General features: G+C 70.5%; 13 protein-coding genes. 9 read left to right on the top strand and 4 right to left on the bottom strand.

Annotated elements, in window-relative coordinates:
- Positions 1-302: 302 nt before the first annotated feature.
- The 9 genes from ACTWQN_RS01220 to ACTWQN_RS01180 all read left to right on the top strand — a co-directional run bounded on the left by ACTWQN_RS01220 (position 303) and on the right by ACTWQN_RS01180 (position 10,815).
- The gene (locus ACTWQN_RS01220) at positions 303-1,268 is read left to right on the top strand and encodes an ABC transporter substrate-binding protein (RefSeq protein WP_443201399.1); all 966 of its coding nucleotides are present in this window, start codon (positions 303-305) and stop codon (positions 1,266-1,268) included.
- A gap of 12 nt (positions 1,269-1,280) precedes the next feature.
- The gene (locus ACTWQN_RS01215; RefSeq protein WP_443201398.1) at positions 1,281-2,060 is read left to right on the top strand and encodes an ABC transporter ATP-binding protein; all 780 of its coding nucleotides are present in this window, start codon (positions 1,281-1,283) and stop codon (positions 2,058-2,060) included.
- Between the two features lie 136 nt (positions 2,061-2,196).
- A complete protein-coding gene (locus tag ACTWQN_RS01210) occupies positions 2,197-2,958 on the top strand; it encodes an ABC transporter permease (RefSeq protein ID WP_443201397.1) in 762 nt (253 codons plus the stop codon).
- Positions 2,958-3,728, top strand: coding sequence for an ABC transporter permease (locus tag ACTWQN_RS01205; protein WP_443201396.1), 771 nt, complete (start codon positions 2,958-2,960; stop codon positions 3,726-3,728). The genes ACTWQN_RS01210 and ACTWQN_RS01205 overlap by 1 nt, the downstream gene beginning before the upstream one ends.
- Before the next feature lie 14 nt (positions 3,729-3,742).
- Entirely contained in the window at positions 3,743-5,803 is a 2,061-nt protein-coding gene (locus tag ACTWQN_RS01200; RefSeq protein ID WP_443201395.1) for a hydantoinase/oxoprolinase family protein, read from the top strand.
- Positions 5,800-7,671: a hydantoinase B/oxoprolinase family protein gene (locus tag ACTWQN_RS01195; protein ID WP_443201394.1), complete on the top strand. Its 1,872-nt coding sequence runs from the start codon at positions 5,800-5,802 to the stop codon at positions 7,669-7,671. The genes ACTWQN_RS01200 and ACTWQN_RS01195 overlap by 4 nt, the downstream gene beginning before the upstream one ends.
- Positions 7,655-8,959: an MmgE/PrpD family protein gene (locus tag ACTWQN_RS01190; RefSeq protein ID WP_443201393.1), complete on the top strand. Its 1,305-nt coding sequence runs from the start codon at positions 7,655-7,657 to the stop codon at positions 8,957-8,959. Before ACTWQN_RS01195 ends, ACTWQN_RS01190 begins: the two co-directional genes overlap by 17 nt.
- Positions 8,959-9,786: a PaaX family transcriptional regulator gene (locus ACTWQN_RS01185; RefSeq protein WP_443201392.1), complete on the top strand. Its 828-nt coding sequence runs from the start codon at positions 8,959-8,961 to the stop codon at positions 9,784-9,786. Before ACTWQN_RS01190 ends, ACTWQN_RS01185 begins: the two co-directional genes overlap by 1 nt.
- Before the next feature lie 18 nt (positions 9,787-9,804).
- On the top strand, positions 9,805-10,815 hold the full coding sequence (locus ACTWQN_RS01180; protein WP_443201391.1) for an amidohydrolase family protein: 1,011 nt from the start codon (positions 9,805-9,807) through the stop codon (positions 10,813-10,815).
- A 40-nt stretch (positions 10,816-10,855) separates the two neighbouring features.
- Here ACTWQN_RS01180 and ACTWQN_RS01175 read toward each other — a convergent pair whose 3' ends face one another.
- Genes ACTWQN_RS01175 through ACTWQN_RS01160 form a run of 4 tightly spaced genes read right to left on the bottom strand, consistent with a single transcriptional unit; the run spans position 10,856 to position 15,085 of the window.
- A complete protein-coding gene (locus ACTWQN_RS01175) occupies positions 10,856-11,938 on the bottom strand; it encodes an MSMEG_0565 family glycosyltransferase (protein WP_443201390.1) in 1,083 nt (360 codons plus the stop codon).
- Positions 11,935-12,771, bottom strand: a complete 837-nt coding sequence (locus tag ACTWQN_RS01170) for a carbon-nitrogen hydrolase family protein (RefSeq protein WP_443201389.1) — start codon at positions 12,769-12,771, stop codon at positions 11,935-11,937. Before ACTWQN_RS01170 ends, ACTWQN_RS01175 begins: the two co-directional genes overlap by 4 nt.
- Positions 12,768-13,631 carry a carbon-nitrogen hydrolase family protein gene (locus ACTWQN_RS01165; protein ID WP_443201388.1) on the bottom strand — a complete coding sequence of 288 codons (864 nt, stop codon included), beginning with the start codon at positions 13,629-13,631 and terminating at the stop codon, positions 12,768-12,770. The genes ACTWQN_RS01170 and ACTWQN_RS01165 overlap by 4 nt, the downstream gene beginning before the upstream one ends.
- On the bottom strand, positions 13,628-15,085 hold the full coding sequence (locus ACTWQN_RS01160) for an MSMEG_0567/sll0787 family protein (protein ID WP_443201387.1): 1,458 nt from the start codon (positions 15,083-15,085) through the stop codon (positions 13,628-13,630). The genes ACTWQN_RS01165 and ACTWQN_RS01160 overlap by 4 nt, the downstream gene beginning before the upstream one ends.
- Between the last annotated feature and the right edge of the window lie 5 nt (positions 15,086-15,090).

The following is a 15,090-nucleotide window of genomic DNA, read 5'->3' as shown; positions in this document are numbered from 1 at the left end:
GGGCACTGAGCTGGCGAAACCGAGACTCCGGCCGCCCAAGGGCAGTCCTGCCGGGCGGGCGCGCGACAACGCCGCCGATCCAGGCATTCCACCGCGAACCGGACCGTCGCGACGCCCGGCCTCGCGCTGCGCGGGATCCGGCGTCGAGCTGAGGTTTATCAACTTCTTGACGGTCGTCGCGAAATGATGCAATATCCCTGACGCACGACGAGGTGCACCTGGTTGATCTCACGGTTGTCGGCACCTCGGACTCCATTGTGGACAGGACGAGGTCTGTTATGCCCTCTCGACGGTTTTCGCGATTGCCGCGCAGTCCCTTGGTTCTCATCGCCGCTCTGCTCGCGTTGGTCACCAGTGCCTGCGGCGGGGGCAGCGCGAACAACAGCAACACGATCACGCTCGGACTGCCGGTCGAGGCCACCACGCTGGCCTCGGTCTACCTGGCCAACGAGCGGAACATGTGGGCCGAGCACGGGCTCACCGTCAAGACCGTGACCTTCAAGGGAGACGCGGAGCTGGCCAAGGCCGTGCTCTCCGGTGACGTCGACGTGGCGATCGGTTCGCTGACCGGGCCGCTCACCGCCGAAGAGGCGGGCCAGGACATCAAGGTGTTCTACGGCGGCTTCGACATGACCGCGTTCGCCTGGTACTCGACGCCGAACATCCACAGCGTCGCCGAAGGCAAGGGCCAGAAGTGGGGCGTGACCACCCTCGGCTCCTCCACCGACCTGCTCACCCGCTACGCGGTGGCGAAGGCCGGGTTGAACCCGGACACCGATATCAAGATCATCCAGGGCGGTGCGTCCGCGGCACGGCTGGCCGCCATGCAGGCGGGCCAGTTGCAGGCCAACATCTTCACCCAGCCGCAGACCGTCTACGCCGAAAAGGCGGGCTACCGCAAGATCCTGGACCTCAAGGACGTGGTGGACAGCTACCCGATGCACGTCGTCTGGGGCAAATCGTCCTTCCTGGACGGAAACCCGGACCGGGCCAAGCGGTTCGTCGACACGCTCTCAGCCGCGATGCAGACGACCAAGGACCAGCCCGACGTGGCCGCGCAGGCGATGTCGACCGCGGTCAAGATTTCGCTGGACGACGCGAAGGCCAGCATGGCGGAGTGGATCGACCAGCTGCACCCCGACGGCCGGTTGCCGTCCGCGCAGGCGATGGACGCGTTCTGGGACATGGGATTGCACGCCAAGGTCTTCAAGGCCCGCATCCCGGATTCGCAGTGGCTGGACCCCCGATTCCTGCCCGCGGCGAGCTGACGGAAGGTGACAATGGCGCACATAACGTTCGACCAGGTGCGGATCTCCTACCCGGGGAAGACCGGTTCGTTCACCGCGGTGGACGGCTTCGAAGCCGAGATCGAAGAGGGCGAGTTCATCACGATCGTCGGCCCGAGCGGGTGCGGGAAGTCCAGCGTGCTGATGGCCGCGGACGGGCTCGTCCCGGTGGCCGGGGGCGAGATCCGAATCCAGGGCGAACCGATCACCAAGCCCGGAGCCGACCGGGCCATGGTGTTCCAGGACGCCTCGCTGATGCCGTGGCGCACGGTGCTGCACAACGTCGCCTTCGGGCTCGAACTCGCCGGTGTCGGCAAGACCGAGCGGCTGGAAGAGGCGCGGAAGTTCGTCGAACTGGTCGGCCTCACCGGGCGTGAGGACAACTATCCGCACGAGCTCTCCGGCGGCATGCGCCAGCGCGTGGGCATCGCCCGCGCCCTGGCGATGGATCCGGCCGTGCTGCTGATGGACGAGCCCTTCGGTGCCCTCGACGCGCAGACCCGCGAGCTGATGGCCGGTGAACTGCTGCGCATCTGGGATCTGGACCGCAAAACGGTGCTGTTCGTGACGCACGGCATCGACGAGGCGATCTTCCTGGCGGACCGGGTGCTGGTGATGGGCTCCAACCCGAGCCGGGTCGTCGAAGTGATGGAGATCGACCTGCCCCGGCCGCGCGACGCGGCGGTGCGGGCCAGCGAAGCGTTCGGCCGCTACCGCACGCATCTCGCGGACCTGCTCTTCGGCAGCGCGACCGGGGCGCCGGTGACGTCATGACACCCCCCGTGCCAACCTCCGTCCTCCCCAACCGCACCCCAGGGGACCGTGACGCGAACCAGCCACAAGAAACCACGGAACGTGAGATCGAGCCGGGCGGAACCACAACTGTGAAACGCGGAGAGGCGGCACAGCCATGACCGCGAAATTCCCGGTGCAGGCCCGAATCGTCGTCACCAGCGTCATCATCGTGCTGCTGGGGTGGCAGCTGGCCGGGCAGTCCGGGGTGGTCGACACCAAGTTCACCAGCACCCCCACCGCGATCGCCCAGGCCGGGTGGGAGCTGGCGCGCTCCGGCGAGCTGTGGAGCAACGCGCAGCTCACGCTGCTGGAATTCATCTCCGGATTCGTGCTCGCGGTCGTCGTCGGGGTTCCGCTGGGCATGCTGATGGGCTGGCGGGTGCGGCTGCGGCAGACCCTCGAACCCGCGCTGGTCGCGCTCTACGTCACGCCGTCGCTGGCGCTGCTGCCGCTGGTGGTGCTCGCGCTGGGCATCGGTCCGGCCGCCAAGATCGCCATGGTGTTCATCGAGGCGACGATCACCATCGCGGTCAACGCGATGGCCGGTATCCGGGAGACCGACCCGCGCCTGGTGCGGGTGGCGCGTTCGTTCTGCGCGGGCGACTTCGCGGTGTTCCGCAAGGTGCTGTTCCCCAGCGCGCTGCCGACCATCATGGCCGGGCTGCGGCTGGGTGCCGGACGCGGGGTGATCGCGGTGATCGTGGCCGAGCTCTACGGCGGCACCCAGGGCATCGGCCTGCAGATCTCCAGCTACGGCCAGAGCTTCGTCATCGCGCCGCTGCTGTTCCTGACGCTGCTCGTCGCGGTCTTCGGCTATTGCGTGACCACCCTGCTGCGCGTCACCGAACGCCGGGTCGCGTCCTGGAAGGGGGCCTGATGTCCAGGCAGAGCCGCATCATCCCCGTTCTGCTCGGCGGCGGTTTCCTCGTCCTGGTGGCGGTCGTCTGGCAGCTGGCCGCCGCACTGGGGCTGATCAACTCGTTCCTGACCTCATCGCCGCAGCTGATCTGGGAATCCCTGATCAGCCAAGGGACGTCCGGATTGCTGTTGCGCAGCATCGGCATCAGCGCGCTGGAACTGCTGATCGGGTTCGTGCTGGCCGCCGTGGTGGGGGTCGTGCTCGGGCTGGTCATGGGCCGCTACCGGTACGTCGAGTACGCGATCGAACCGTACGTGTGGCTGCTGTACTCGGCGCCGATCGTCGCGCTGTTCCCGCTGCTGGTGCTGATGCTCGGCCTCGGCAGCCCGACGGTCGTCGCGATCGCGTTCCTGATGTCGGTGGTGCCGGTGATCGTGAACTCGATGCAGGGCGTGCGCAACGTCGATCCGCAACTCGTGCGGGCCGCGAAGTCCTTCGGCGCCAGCGAAGCCGCGCTGCTGCAAAAGGTGATCCTGCCCGGCTCGGTGCCGACCATCATGGCCGGGCTGCGACTGGGGGTCGGCCGCGCGCTCGTCGGCGTGGTGGTCGGCGAGTTCTTCGCCGGTGACGGCGGAATTGGTTACAACATCAGCTATTTCGCCGGGCACCTCGGCACCACCGATGTGCTCGCGTCGGTCTTCGTGGTGATCGTGGCCGGTGTCGCCCTCAACGTGCTCGCCCGCCGGTTGGAAGGTCTGGCCGACTCCTGGCGCGCGAATCTCGACTGACAGGGAGCGCAAGAATGAAACAGATCGCCGCCGACATCGGCGGGACCTTCACCGACTTGACCGCGGTGGACGAGCACGGCGTGTTCAGCACGGCGAAAACGCTGACCACCCCGCACGACCACGCCCAAGGTGTGCTGGACGGGCTGGACAAGCTCGGCGCGCACCTGCCCGACGCGGAGCTTTTCCTGCACGGCTCCACCATCGCGATCAACACCGTGCTGCAGCGGGTGGGTGCCACCACGGCGCTGATCACCACGGCGGGATTCCGCGACGTCTACGAGATCGGCCGCGGCAACCGCTCGGAGCCCTACCACCTGTTCTTCGGCAAGCCGGTTCCGCTGGTGCCGCGCCGGTTGCGCCGCGAGGTGCGCGAACGGGTGCTCGCCGACGGCACGGTCCGCACCCCGCTGGACGTCGCCGGGGCGACCGAGCTGATCGAGGAGCTGCGCGCCAGCGGCGTGCAGTCGATCGCCGTCTGCCTGCTGCACTCCTACGCCAACCCCGACCACGAACTCGAACTCGGTCGGCTCATCGAACGGCTGTGGCCGGAGGCGTACGTCACGCTGTCGCACCAGATCATGCGCGAGTACCGGGAATACGAGCGGACCTCGACCACGGTGCTCAACGCCTACGTCGGACCCGTGGTGTCGCGCTACCTCGACTCGCTGACCGATCGGTTGGCGCACCGCGGATTCCGCGGACGGCTGCTCATCATGCAGTCCAACGGCGGCATCATGTCCGTCGAGTCGGCCCGGCGCTCTCCGGTTCGGATGATGGAGTCCGGCCCGGTCGCGGGTGTCATCGGCGCCGCCGCGCTGGCCGACGGGCTGGGCATGTCGCGGCTCATCCCGTTCGACATGGGCGGTACCACGGCGAAGACCAGCCTCGTCAAGGACGGCGAGGTCGACATCAGCCCCGGCTACTTCATCGGCGGTTACGCCACCGGGCATCCGATGTCGCTGCCGGTCGTCAACATCGTCGAAGTCGGCGCTGGCGGCGGCAGCATCGCCTGGGTCGACGCGGCGGGGGCGCTCAAGGTCGGTCCGCGCAGCGCGGGCGCCGCACCCGGACCGGCCTGCTACGGCCTGGGCGGTGACCGCCCCACCGTCACCGACGCGAACCTGATCCTCGGGCGGCTGGGCGCGAGCCGGTTCCTCGGCGGCGAGATGAGTCTCGACCGGGCCGCGGCGGAGGCCGCGATCCAGGAGCATGTCGCCAAGCCGCTCGGGCTCGACCTGATCGCCGCCGCGCGGGGCATCGTCACCATCGCCGACGCGCAGATGTCGTTGGCGGTGCGGGCGGTTTCGGTGGAGAAGGGCGAGGACCCGAGGGAATTCGCGCTGGTGGCCACCGGTGGCGCCGGGCCGCTGCACGCGGTCTCGATCGCCCGGGAACTCAACGTCGGCACCGTGGTGATCCCGGTGCTGCCGGGCCAGTTCTCCGCCAAGGGCATGCTCTCCTCGCAGGTGCGGCACGACCTCACCCGCACCCAGCTGGCCGTTTTCGAGCCAGCCACGGTCGAGCAGTACGCGGTGACCCTCAAGGACCTGGCCGCCGAGGCGGCCGATCGGCTGCGCGCCGACGTCGGCACACCCGCCCAACCGCCGACCGTGCAGCACTTCCTCGAACTGCGGTACCGGGGCCAGGAGTTCACCATCGCGGTGCCGGTACCCGAGGAAGGCCTTTCGGCGGCGACCCACTCGGCGGTGCGCGCGGAGTTCGACGCGATGCACGAGCGGCTCTACGGCCACCAGGCGCCGGAGGAAACGGTGGAGGCCATCGGGGTGCGCACGGTGATCTCCATGCCGTTGGCCACGATTCCCGCCGAGGCCGCACCGGATCGCCCGCGCGGCGCGGCGCAGCCGGTGGAGACGCGTCCGGTGGTCCTGCACGGCGGCGGCCCGGACCCGGTGCCCTGCCCGGTCTACGACCGGGAAACCCTCGCGCCCGGACAGCGGATCGATGGCCCGGCCGTGGTGCAGGAGGCCACCTCCTCGGTCGTGTTCTACCAGGGGGACGTCCTCACCGTCGCCGCCGACCTTTCCCTCGTCATCGCAGTAGGGAGCCCAGCATGACCAGCCCGAGTAGCCCCGTGCCCTCACCACCCGCACCCCAGGGGACCGTGACGCAACCCAGCCACAAGAAACCCCGAAACGGGAGACTTGGACGGGAAGCAACCAAAACTGAAAATCGCGGAGCGGCGGTACTGCCAGACCCCATCACCCTCGAAGTGGTCCGGTGCGCGTTGGTCGCCTATTCCGACGAGATGGCCGCCGCCCTGCGCCGCACCGCCTACAACCCGATGATCTTCGAGGTCCAGGACTACTGCGTCGGCCTGGTGGACACGGCCGGGGAACTCATCGCGCAGAACCTCGGCGGCCTGCCGATCTTCCTGGCCGACCTGGGCGTCTCGGTGGCCGACGGCATCGCCCGCTACGGGCTCGACGGATTCGAGCCCGGCGACGCCATCGTGATGAACTACCCCTACGTCGCCGGTCAGCACCTCAACAACGTCGTCGTCTACACCCCGATCTTCGTCGACGGCCAGGTGGTGGCCTTCCCGGCGGTGCGGGCGCACTGGGTGGACATCGGCGGCGCACGCATCGGTTTCGGCTCCACGGCCACCTCGGACATCTACTCCGAGGGGTTGCAGCTGCGCTCGATCAAGGTGCTCAAGGCCGGGGAGTGGGACGCCGACGTCCTGCAGATCCTCAAGGACAACATCCGGATGCCGGAGTCGTCGCTCGGCGACCTGCGGGCGGCCATCGCGGCCTGCCGACTGGGGGAGCGGCGGATCGCCGAACTCGCCGAGCGCTACGGCCTGGACACGGTGCTCAGCTGCGTCGAGGAGATGCGCAACCAGTCCGAGCGGTTGTCCCGGGACGCGGTGGCGCGGATGGCCGACGGCGAGTACTTCGCTTCCTCCTGGATGGACAACGACGGTCAGCGGCTCGACGATCCCATCAAGCTCGACATCCGGGTCGAGGTGGCGGGCGAGGAGCTGACGATCGACTTCTCCGACATCGCCGAACAGGTTCAGGGCCCGCTGAACTCGGGCAAGTCCGGTGGCGTCGCCGCCGCGCGGGTCGCCTTCAAGGCGCTGACCCTACCCACCCACCCGGTGGATGAGGGGTCGTTCCGGAACCTGCACGTGATCCTGCCCGAAGGCAAGCTGCTCAACGCCCGCCCGCCCGCGGCGCTCGGGCAGTGGAGCATCTCGCTGCCGACCGTGGTGGACACGATCATCAAGGCGCTGGCCCCGGCGCTGCCCGACCTGGTGCCCGCCGGGCACAAGGGCGACATGTCCGGCTTCACCTTCTACGGCGTCGACGAGCGGTCCGGTTCGCGGTTCGTCTGCCTGAACATCAACGGCGGGGGATGGGGCGGCCGACCAGTCGGTGACGGGCCGAGCGCGTGCGTGTCGGTGTGCCAGGGCGACGTCCGCAACATCCCCATCGAGATCCAGGAAGCGCGCTATCCGCTCGTCTTCGCCAAGCACGAGTTGCGGGCCGACAGCGGCGGGGCCGGTCGGCACCGCGGCGGGCTCGGCTTGGAGATCGAGGCGGAGCCGCAGCAGGTGGTGTTCACCAACATCGCCAACGAGCGCACCACGTGTCCGCCGTGGGGGCTGCACGGTGGCCAGCCCGGCGCGGTCAACGACACGATCGTCGTCCAGCCCGACGCCGAACCGGTGCACGTCAAGAAGCACACCGGGATGCGGCTGGAAGCAGGTTCGTCGATCACCTTCCGCACCGCCGGTGGCGGCGGCTGGGGCGATCCCTTCGAACGCCCGGTCGCCGACGTCGTCGAGGACTTCCTGGACGGCTTCGTCTCCCGCGAGGGGGCCCGGGAGCACTACGGCGTGGTGCTCTCCGAAAACGCCGAAGTGGACCGGGAAGCCACCGATGAACTGCGCAAGACGGCCGATGTCGCTGGTCGCTGAGCTCGCCGACCGCGCGCACGCGGTCGCGGGCGAGCCCATTCCGGAACAGGTGCGCCAGGCCACCCAGGCGCACCTGGCGGACACCGTCGCGGCGGTGATCGCCGGTAGTACCACGCTGCGCGAGCACGTCGAGCGGCTGGCCGACGGCGTGCAGCTGCGGCCCGGTTCGCGGCGCACCGCCTTCGTCGCCGGTGTGTACGCCAACGGCTGGGAGGTGGCCGGGATCCACCGCGCCGCCGTGCTGTGCCCGGGCTGCGTGGTGCTGCCTGCCACGCTCGCCGCGCTGGAGATGCGCCCGGACGTGCGCTGGTCCGATTACTTGCGCGCCTACCTGGCCGGGTACGAGGTCGCGCTCGCCGCGGCGCTCGCGGTGGGCGGGGATCGCCTCATCCAGCGGGGCTGGTGGCCGACCGCGCTGCTGGCACCGCTGGGTGGTGCGGCGGCGGCGTCGATCCTGCTCGGCCAGTCGGTGGCGGAGACGGCGTCGGCGATCGCGCTCGCCGCGCAGCAGGCGGGTGGTGCGATCGCCGGTTCCACGGCCGACGCCGACGGGCGGTACCTGCTCAGCGGCCTGGCCGCCGAGCGGGCCATCAGCGCGGTGCTGTCCGTGCGGGCGGGTTGGCGGGGACCGCTGGACATCCTGGAGGATCCGCGCTCGCCGGTGCTGCGCCAGCGCACCCCGCCGGACGGCTACCTGCTGCCGCAGACCAGCATGAAGGCGCACGCGGGCGCCAAGCACGTGCAGGCCGCGGTCGACGCGGTGACCACTGTGGACGGTGCGGACGTGTTGGGCATCCGGTGCGAGCTGCCTGGACCGCTGGTCCGGGCGGTGGACCGGCCGCCACCGTTCGGCTCCTCGCTCAACGCCCTGGCCAGCGCCCAGTACATGCTGGCCGTCGCGGTCCGGCGCGGCCGCTGCTCGCCGTGGGAATTCCAGCCGGAACTGCTGCGCGACGAGCGGATCCTCGACCTGGCGGACCGGGTGAAGGTGGCCGCCGCGGACGACCTGTCGGCGACCTACCCGACGAGCTGGGGGGCGCGCGTGGAGGTCCGCACGACCTCCGGTGCGGTCCAGTTCATGCGCCGGGACGCCCGCGGCGACCCCGGTCACGAGCTGACCACCGCTGAGCTCGTGGAGAAGATCGTTACACTCGCCGGTCGGTCGCTCGGTGACGAAACGGCCCGCGACTTGGCGGCTGCGCTGCTCGGCGCCGATCCCTCCCCGGCGGTGCTCACCAACCAGGTGCTGCCGCTGTTGCGCCGACCGCACGCGTTTCAGGAGGCTTGATGCCTGGGGAAAGCCGCACACCGACGCCGCAGGCCGTGCTGATGACGATGCTGGGCCGGTACTGCGTGGCGGACAACCCGGCGATCTCGACCAACGGCTACATCGAAGTGCTGGCGCGGATCGGTCTGTCGGCGCAGGCGAGCAGGCTGACGCTGTCCCGGATGACCGAGCGGGGCCTGCTGGAGCGGTTGCGGCAGGGCCGGATCGCCTACTTCCGGGCCACCGAGGTCGGGCTCACGGTGGTGCGCAACCAGGAGCAGCGGACCTTCCACGACCCGGGCGCCACCCCCGGCCCGGCGGGTGCCTGGACGATTCTGAGCTTCACCATCCCGGAGTCGCAGCGCGCGAAGCGCCACCTGCTGCGGCGGCGGCTGACGTGGGAGGGCTTCGGCCTGCTGCGCGACGGGGTGTGGATCGCGCCGGGCGATCACGACCTCAGCGAGATGAACGAGGCGCTGGCGGAGATGGGCATCGACCAGCGGATCGAGGCCTTCATCGGATACCCGAAGTTCGACGACGTGCAGGGCATGATCTCCCGGGTCTGGGAACTCGACGAGCTCGCCGAGCGGTACCACGAGTTCCTGCGCGAATGGGACGTCGCGCAGCCAGCACCGGAAGCCACCGACGCGCTCGGCCGGTACCTGCTGCTGATCAGCGGTTGGCGGACGTTGCTCCGCGAGACGCCGCGGCTGCCCGCCACCCACCTGCCAGCCGATTGGCCAGCGGGGCGGTGCCAGGAGCTCTTCCGCACCCTGCACGACCGGTACGCGCCCGGCGCGGCGGAGTCGTTCGCCGAAATCCTGGTCGCCAACCGGGGGAATGTCTGACGAGAGGAGTTTTCTCCCATGCGTGTTGTTGATTCCCACTTCCACTGGTTCCCGCGATCGCACTTCGAGCACATGGCGAACCGGCTGGAACACCCGCGCACCGAACGCGTCGGGGACGGCTACAAGTACTTCTACAACGAGGGCCGGGGTTTCCTGCCGCTACCCGCGGTGTGGTTCGACCTGGAGGCCGGGCTCGCCGCCTCGGAAGCCGTCAGCGGACCGGAAACCGTCGTGGTGTGCACCACCGGGGTGCTCGGCGGCCTGCTCGACCAGCTGCCCACCACCGACGCGATCGATGCGGCGTTCGCCTACAACGAGGAGATCGCGAAAGCGCAGCGCACCCACCGCGATCGCTTCTTCGGCACGGCGGCGGTCCCGTTGCAGGACACCGCGCAGGCGCTGGCCGTGCTCGATCACGCGGTCGGCGATCTGGATCTGCGCGGCGTGAACCTCGGGCCGGTGACCGCGGTCGAGCCGATCGACGCCGATCGGCTCGACCCGTTCTACGCGCGGGTCGCGGAACTGGGCGTGCCGCTGATCGTGCACCCGACGGACCTGGTGTTCGGCGAGATGCTGTCGGACTACGGCGACGCCCTGCAACGGACGATCGGCCGACTCTTCGATTCGAGCGTCACGGTGCTGCGGCTGATCTTCGGCGGGATCATGCAACGCCACCCCGACCTGAAGATCATCCAGACCCACGGCGGCGGCCTGCTGCCCTACCAGGCCGGGCGCATCGACAAGAACGCGCGGCAACCGCTGCCGCTGCCGCCCAGCGACTACCTGAAGCGGATCTTCGTCGACACCGTCACGCCCCAGGCGCTCACGGTCCGCACGGCGCTGGAGTTCTACGGACCCGACAAGGTCATCTACGGCACCGACTACCCGTGCTGGAGCCCGCGAGCGGCGACCGACGTGCTCGACGAAGCGCGACTCAGCCCCGAGCAGCGCACCAAAGTCCAGTCCACGAACGCGGCGGCGGTGCTCAACCTCACGAGCGCAGCGCCACCGGCGCCGCTCACCAGATGAGCGTCGTCCCGAGCACCACGAGAGCGGCGATGACGTCGAGCTAGCGGAGGGAGTGGTAGAAGGCGATGTGCTGTTCGGCCGCCTGGTGCCAGGTGTGCCGGGCGGCGAGTTCCCGGCCCGCCGCCCGCCGCGCCGGGTCGTCGGTGGTGAGCGCGCGACCGAGTTCGGTGGCCAGGGCTTGCGGGGTGTCGCCGAAACCCGCGGTGCGGCCGAAAACCTCGCGCAGGACGGGCAGATCGCGGACGACGAGCGGAACACCCGCGGCGAGCGCTTCCATCGCGGCGAGGCCGAAACCTTCTTTGGTGGAGGGGAAGGCGAACGCGGCGCTGCTGGCGACGAGGGAGGGGAGGTCGTCGTCGCCGACCGGCCCGAGGACGATCGGCTCGACGCCGAGTTCCGCCGCTGCGGTTTCCCAGCGAGCCCGGTAGTCGCGGTAGTCGAAGAGGGTTTCGCCGCCCGCGATGACGAGTTTCACGTCGGGATGCTCGGCGCGCAGCAGCGCGTACGCCGCCAGCAGGTCGAGGGAACCCTTGCGGGGTTCGATCCCGCCGACCGCGAGGACGTAGCGGCCGAGGCGGTCCTGCCAGCGGGTGCGGGCCGCGGCGTCGGTCGTCGCGAAGCGCTCGTAGGCGACCCCGTTGGGGATGACGGTGGCCTTGACGCCCCAACCGTCGGCGAGTTCGTCGGCGACCGATCTCGACACGCAGACGTGGGCGTAGGGGCCTACGATGGCCCGCTCGTGGCAGGCGGCCAACTCCGGGGTGGTGAAGTGGTCGATGTGGTGGACCGTGCGCACGCAGCGGCCGACGGCGTTGGCGCTGATGCAGTCCTGCGCGTGCACGATGTGGTAGGCGGCCGAGAACGGCGCGAAGGCGTCGCGCAGCACGGCGATCGAGCGCAGCACGCGCTCGCCGACCGTCTCGTGCTCCGGCCCGTCGGCGAAGGGCACGATCCGCAGCCGCACGGCGGGGTCGACCGAGCGGAAGAATCCGGAGTCACCGCCGCGGCCCAGCGTCCACACCGTGACGTCCTCGCCCCGCGCGGCCAGCGCCTCGGCGAGCGCCAGCGTGTGCACCACGCCGCCGCGCGGCTTGGTCGAATAGCTCAGCAGGGCGATCTTCACCCGGCGCCTCCCCGGTAGGCGGACGGTCGGCGCTCGTCGAGGTGCCGCAGCACGCGGCGGGCCCGGTCGATCTCGGTGGCCACGTCGATCTCGGCGACCGCCAGTCCGGCCTTGGACCAGGTGCGGGCCAGGATGTCGCCGCCGGGGCCGACCACTTTGGCCTGGCCGAGGAAGCGCATGCCGCCCATGGTTCCGGTCTGGTTTGAGGAGGCGAGCACGACCTGGTTCTCGGCGGCCCGGGTTTGGTCGTACAGGTCGAAGAGCTTGGCTTGGCGGTCCTGGGCCATTCGCGGGGCGCGGTTGGTGATGCTGGTGGGCCAGGCGGACAGGCAGGCTAGGATCTCGGCGCCGTCCAGGGCTACGGATCGCGCCGATTCCGGGAAGGTCTTGTCGTAGTCGATGAGCATGCCGACCCGCCCGACCGGAGTGTCGAAGGCGTCGAAGCGGTCGCCGGGCGCGTACGCGGCGACTTCACCGGCCGGTAGGTGCACCTTGCGGTGGCGGCCGAGCACACCGTCGCCGGTGACGCAGACCGCGGCGTTGTAGCGCTCGTCGCCGCCGTCCTCGCAGTAGCCGACGCAGACCACCATTTCAGCGGCCAGCCCGGCGACCTGGAGGATCAGCGGATCGTCCGGTTTGAGCGCCGGGGGCAGCGCTTCGGGGTCGGGCTGGCGGAGATCGGCCAGGTAGCCGCCCAGGGCGGCATCGGGGAGGACGAGCAGCCCGGCGCCCGCCTTGCGCGCGTCCTCGATCAGCTTGGCGATGCGCGCCAGGTCGAATTCCAGGTCGCGGCCGAAGTGGGCAGCCGCGGCTGCGATCCGGACGGTGGTCATGCGTTGCCAGCTCCTGCGGTGTGCGGGTAGGCCTCTGGGCGCCGGTCGCGCAGGTGACCCATGGCGCGGCGGGCGGTCGCCAGGGCTTGCGCCACATCGATTTCGGCGGTCGCCACGCCCGGTGCGACCCCGGTGTCGGCGAGGATGTCGCCGCCGGGGTCGACGACCTTGGCGCTGCCCACGAAGCGCAGCGAGCCGAACGAGCCCGCCTGGTTGGCGGAAACCCAAACCACCTGGTTCTCCAGCGCCCGAGCCCGGTCGAAGAGGTCGAAGCGGCGCTTCCAGCGGTCCTGCGCCAGATCGGCCGCCGCGTTGGTGCGCGCCCCCGGCCAGGCGGAGATGCACACCCCTATCTCGGCGCCGTCGAGCGCGAGAGCGCGTGCGGCTTCCGGGAACGCCTTGTCGTAGCAGATCAGCATGCCGATCCGACCGGCCGGCGTGTCGAAGGCGCGGAAGTCCGCCCCGGAGGCGTAGCTGGCGTCCTCGCCGAGCGGCTGGTGCACCTTGCGGTGGTTGCCCAGCACGCCGTCGCCGGTGACGCACACCGCGCTGTTGTAGCGGTGGCCGTCCTCGCCCGCCTCGCAGTAGCCCGCGATCACGGTCAGTTCGCCAGCGAGGTCGGCGAGACGTCGGATCTCCGGGCCGTCCAACGCGAGCGGCGGTGGTCCGGGGTCGTCGTCCGCTCCGGTCGCCTTGCTGTCGAGGCTCAGCAGGTAGCCGCCCAAACACGCCTCGGGCAGCGCCAGCAGCCGGACCCCGTCGGCGCGCGCCTGCTTGATCAGCTGCTCGACGAGGATGAAGTCCGCTTCGAGGTCGCGGCCGAACTCCGCCGCGACGGCGGCCATTCGCAGCGTGCTCACGCGGTCCCCAATCCGGTCACCGGCCCGGTGACCGCCGGTGTGATCTCTCCGTCGGGCCAGCGCAGTCCGACGCCTGGTGCCGAGGTCAGCGCACCGCACACCGCGCTCGTCGCGGGTCCCGCTGGCGGGGCGGGTGCGTCTGCTTCGTCGGCCGTGAGCATCGCGAAGCCGGGGAAGCAGGTCAACCAATCGCCGACGGACGCACCGCGTGGGCGCGGCACGGCGGCGACATCCAGCACCGCACCGCAGCCGCTGGCCTCCGCGAGCATGCCGAGGGTGCCCGCGATGCCAGCCATGGAGACGTCCTTGGCCGCGGCGGGCCGCGCCGCGGCGACGGCGCCGAGCATCGCCCGCAGCTCCTCGGTGCCGCGGTAGCTGGTCGAATCCCATTGCCGTCCGGGGTAGTTCGGCCGCCACGCGCCGCCGAGGTCAGCGGTGAGCCGGACCTGCAGGCCGGGACGTCCGCCTCCGCCGGGCACCGGGTGGTCGGTGCGGCCCAGCGCGGTCACCGCCAGCGCTGCCGGGACGCCGAGCTGGGTGTGCCCGCCCAGCAGCGGGATCTGCCCGTACGCGGCGGCGGCGCGCTTGAGCCCGGCCAGGATTCGGGTGGCGTGCGAGGTGTCCCGCGCGCCGAGCGCGTCCAGCAGGCCGACCGGTGCGGCGCCCATCGCGGCGAGGTCGTTGACGTTGACCAGCACCGAACACCATCCCGCCCACTCCGGATCGCGCTCCACAATGGACGGTGTGATGGCGTCGCAGGCAGCGACCAGGTCGCTGCCCGGCACGGGTGCCCCGTCGTCACCGGTGAAGCCCGCCCCGCCGAGAGCATGGGCGTCGGTCAGCGCCGCGAGCAGCGGACCCAACGCGGCTTTGGTGGCGGAAACCTGAGCCGCGATCCGGCCGATGCGCCACCGCATGAGCACGTGGGGCGCACCGGCTTTGTCGACCTCGCGGACGCGATGCCAGCCGAGTCGGCTGAAGAGCAATTCGTTGCGCGGCTGCACGGTCGCCTCGAAGCGGAGCACGCCGTCGGCCTCCGCGCGGGCGCAGGCCGCTCGGATCAGCGCGGGCCCGATGCCGCCAAGGCGTCGGGCGGCGGGCGCGACGACCAGCCGACCGCCGTACCACCAGCCCAGGTCGGGGCCGTCATCCACCGGCCCGAGCCGTACGCCGCCGAGCACTTCGCCGCCGCTGTCGCGGGCCACCAGCACCACGGTGCGCGGGTCGGCGTCCCGATCGTCGAGGTCGCTGGTTTCGAAAAGGCCTTGCTGCCGAACGAAGAACTCGTGCCGCAGGGCGCGATACGCGGCCAGTGCGGTCGGGTCGTCGGTTTGCTCGATCCGGACGGCGGGCTGCCGTGCCAGGGTCGCGCGGTCGCCGAGCAGCGAAAGGATGTCCGGTACCGGAGCGGAAGTGTCGGCTCCCGTCAGGGTGAGCATGTCGTCGAGTGCCATCCGAG

The sequence above is a fragment of the Saccharopolyspora antiqui genome (assembly GCF_052246905.1).
GTDB lineage: Bacteria > Actinomycetota > Actinomycetes > Mycobacteriales > Pseudonocardiaceae > Saccharopolyspora.
Note: the sequence above shows the minus strand (reverse complement) of the source record. Positions and strands in the feature narration are given on the sequence as shown.